Annotated in this window: 4 protein-coding genes; all 4 read right to left on the bottom strand. The window is 53.7% G+C overall.

Annotation, left to right across the window (positions count from 1 at the left end):
• Positions 1–265 precede the first annotated feature (265 nt).
• The 4 genes from JS541_RS14530 to JS541_RS14515 all read right to left on the bottom strand — a co-directional run bounded on the left by JS541_RS14530 (position 266) and on the right by JS541_RS14515 (position 2,497).
• On the bottom strand, positions 266–688 hold the full coding sequence (locus tag JS541_RS14530) for a hypothetical protein (protein WP_214375199.1): 423 nt from the start codon (positions 686–688) through the stop codon (positions 266–268).
• Between the two features lie 94 nt (positions 689–782).
• The gene (locus tag JS541_RS14525; protein WP_214375198.1) at positions 783–1,154 is read right to left on the bottom strand and encodes a type II toxin-antitoxin system PemK/MazF family toxin; all 372 of its coding nucleotides are present in this window, start codon (positions 1,152–1,154) and stop codon (positions 783–785) included.
• The gene (locus tag JS541_RS14520) at positions 1,151–1,402 is read right to left on the bottom strand and encodes an AbrB/MazE/SpoVT family DNA-binding domain-containing protein (RefSeq protein WP_214375197.1); all 252 of its coding nucleotides are present in this window, start codon (positions 1,400–1,402) and stop codon (positions 1,151–1,153) included. Before JS541_RS14520 ends, JS541_RS14525 begins: the two co-directional genes overlap by 4 nt.
• A 75-nt stretch (positions 1,403–1,477) precedes the next feature.
• The gene (locus tag JS541_RS14515) at positions 1,478–2,497 is read right to left on the bottom strand and encodes an SdrD B-like domain-containing protein (protein WP_214375196.1); all 1,020 of its coding nucleotides are present in this window, start codon (positions 2,495–2,497) and stop codon (positions 1,478–1,480) included.
• Between the last annotated feature and the right edge of the window lie 235 nt (positions 2,498–2,732).

Below are 2,732 nucleotides of genomic sequence, written 5' to 3'. Positions count from 1 at the left end.
CCATCCGCATGGCCTACGGCTTCCACCACGTCACCAACCTCATCAGCCTCGTCATGCTCAGATGCGGCGGACTCAACATCCAACTACCAACACCAACAACCTAACCCACGAAAACAGCAGAAGCCTCTATTTTTTCTCTTTCCGATCCAGTCGATTTTCGGATACCGGTTTTAACGGTAAGCGTTAACTTGTTTGATGGATCGGACGGTTGAGAAAAACTTGTTGGGATAGACGAATATCGCCTGTCTTTTGTAACGGGAGATGGTCAGAGAATCTGATCCAGCATACTCATTTTTTCGGAGAGACGATCCATCATAGGACCGTCAAGATGCTGTTCTGCGATTGTTTCGATCAGATCTAACAATCGATAGTTTTCAGCGGTCTTCTCACTGTTCTCGTAGGCGATCCAAACCGGAGTATCATCCGTATCCGTCTCGCGTTTGATCGTGACGACAAGAATCTCATCTTCGGTGATCAGAATCTTGTCGTCCACCTTCTCCAGATTCCAGTTGAGCTTGTCAAGCATGACCGTGATCAGCATCTTCCGACTGATCAACTCCGGATACTTGCCGTTCGTGTCGATCAACAGCAGATCATACTTGCTGACTTCAAGATCGGGAATACCGAAACGGGCGACCGGATCAGGCGATCGGTGATACTCTTCACGGGTGAGCGTGCTCTGAACCATGGGAGTTCCTTTCCTACGACGGGTTTTGACCGGTAAGACACCGTCCGCGATTGCTGATTTTTGTTGATGGTTCCACTCAAGATTGCGGCGGAATCTAGGCGAAGCGTTCGATGCGCATGGTTGGCTGCAAGAGTCCACTCAGCAAGGTTTCAGTGATCTTATCCAAAGTCGCTTCATCCAGTGAACCCACTCGGACAGCTTGTCGCGCTTCCAAATCAAGACATTTGGCTTGTTCGATTTCCGCCCACCCGTGTATTTCATCGCCATCTTCTGTGGGGATAACCCCGATGTTGACATGGAGCGGGTATTCCCTGTTGCTGGTGACGGGAATGGTCATGGGAAGGTTGTTATACCGGTTGTAGGCATCGTTGGTGACGATGATAAGTGGTCGGCGTTTGTTTTGTTCATGGCCGGATGCGGGGTCGAGGTTTGCCCAAACGATGTCGCCGTAATGGTATTGGGTCACATGAGTTCCTTTCCTACCGGTGCGGCGAATCCGTCTTCGGTTGGTTGTGGCCCGTGGTAGTTTTCGAACATTTTTTCGTAGTCGAGGATGCCGATGTAGCGTTTTTTGGCTGGGGTGACGGTGAGTTTTCCGTTTTGGGCTTGGACTTCCAACGTGTCGCCGATTTTAAGGCCGGCTTGTTCTATGGTTTCGCGGCTGAGTCGGATTCCTTGTCCGTTGCCCCATTTGACGAGTGTGGTGGTGTTCATTGTTGCCTCCGCCTTTCAGGTATACACTCAGTATACACCTGAAAGGCGGAGGCAACCACCACCATCAGCAACCGATCACTTGCTGGCCCGGTGGCGAGGCGACTTGGATATCAACCGTTTCGTCACGATGAGGATAATCATGCTGGCGGCGAGCAGGATCAACCCGACACCGCCCGTCATTGGTAGCGTTTTAGCGAGTTCCTGTGGCGTGACGCCCGCGTCGACGTGTTCCTTGTCGGGTGCGGCCGTGGTGAGGGTGATGGTTGGCGTGCCCATGCCGTAATCGTCGTCGGTGATATTCGCGTCGGAGTCGGTTGATGAGCCGTCCGTCTGGCTGGTCGTGTCGTTCACATCGGGCGTGGTGAACGGGCGGAGGAGAACACGGCTGAACCTGATCCGATACGTGCCGAGCTTCAACCCGGTGAACGAATACGCGCCGTTCCTGTCGGTCGTGGTGGTCTGGAGCTGGTTGCCGTCCCTGTCTTCGAGGACGACCTGCTGGCCTTCGATGTGTTCGGTTTCGCCGTCCTGTCGGATGCCGTCCTTGTTCCGGTCAAGCCAGTAGAGGCCGCTGATGCTGCCAAGAACGGGTTTGGTCGTGTATGCGGGGATGACGGCTCCGACCTGATCGCACTGGTCCTCGTTGCGCGTGCTGAACCAATGCTCCTTCTCAGGCTTGTCGTAATCGCTGCCGGTCGCGCACTCCGCCAATCCGGTGATGTCGTGGCTCGACGTGTCGAGCTTCGTATCATCCGGTTTGCCCGGCGTAGCCTTGTTCGCACTGATCGCATGCGGCACGCCGGCCGTCACCCTGCCTGTAGCATCCGTGACCGCATACGGGGTGTCGGGCGAACTGAACCACGCCTGATTGTGAATCATCTGATCCGCATCCTTGCGCTTGACTGTGCCGGTGAAATGGTAGATGACCCGGCCGCCCGGCTGCACAGTGTATGGCAGATTATAGGTTCTGACTACATCGCCATCCGCATCGGTCGTGGAGACCGGTTCGACAGGAACAGCCGTCGGATCGGTCTCAGGACCGGGAATGATGCCGGAACGTTCATACTTGTTTCGGATAAGATCACTTGAGAACAAGTATCCGCTATCATCCAATAACCATTGAGGACATGCATCATAGTAATTCGGTTGGGCAGACAGGCTATAGTTCAGCCATGCAGCTTTTCGAGGCTCTGTCACATCGGAGTCTTGTGATTAGTAGCTAAAATACTAGTTTTTTCTAGTTGTTTATGATATACTAGGATCATGAAGCTTTCCGAGTATGCGCGTGTTCACGGTATCCAGTACCGTGCGGCGTGGGAGCGTTTCCGTT

This window comes from Bifidobacterium sp. SO1 (assembly GCF_018555335.1).
Lineage (GTDB): Bacteria > Actinomycetota > Actinomycetes > Actinomycetales > Bifidobacteriaceae > Bifidobacterium > Bifidobacterium simiiventris.
The sequence above is the reverse complement of the archived record's forward strand: the minus strand, read 5'-3'. Positions and strand labels throughout refer to the sequence as shown.

What these genes read in the sequence shown, in the direction of transcription:
- JS541_RS14530 (WP_214375199.1), bottom strand. Translation starts at nt 688, where the DNA reads ATGGTTCAGAGCACGCTCACCCGTGAAGAGTATCACCGATCGCCTGAT.
- JS541_RS14520 (WP_214375197.1), bottom strand. Translation starts at nt 1,402, where the DNA reads ATGAACACCACCACACTCGTCAAATGGGGCAACGGACAAGGAATCCGA.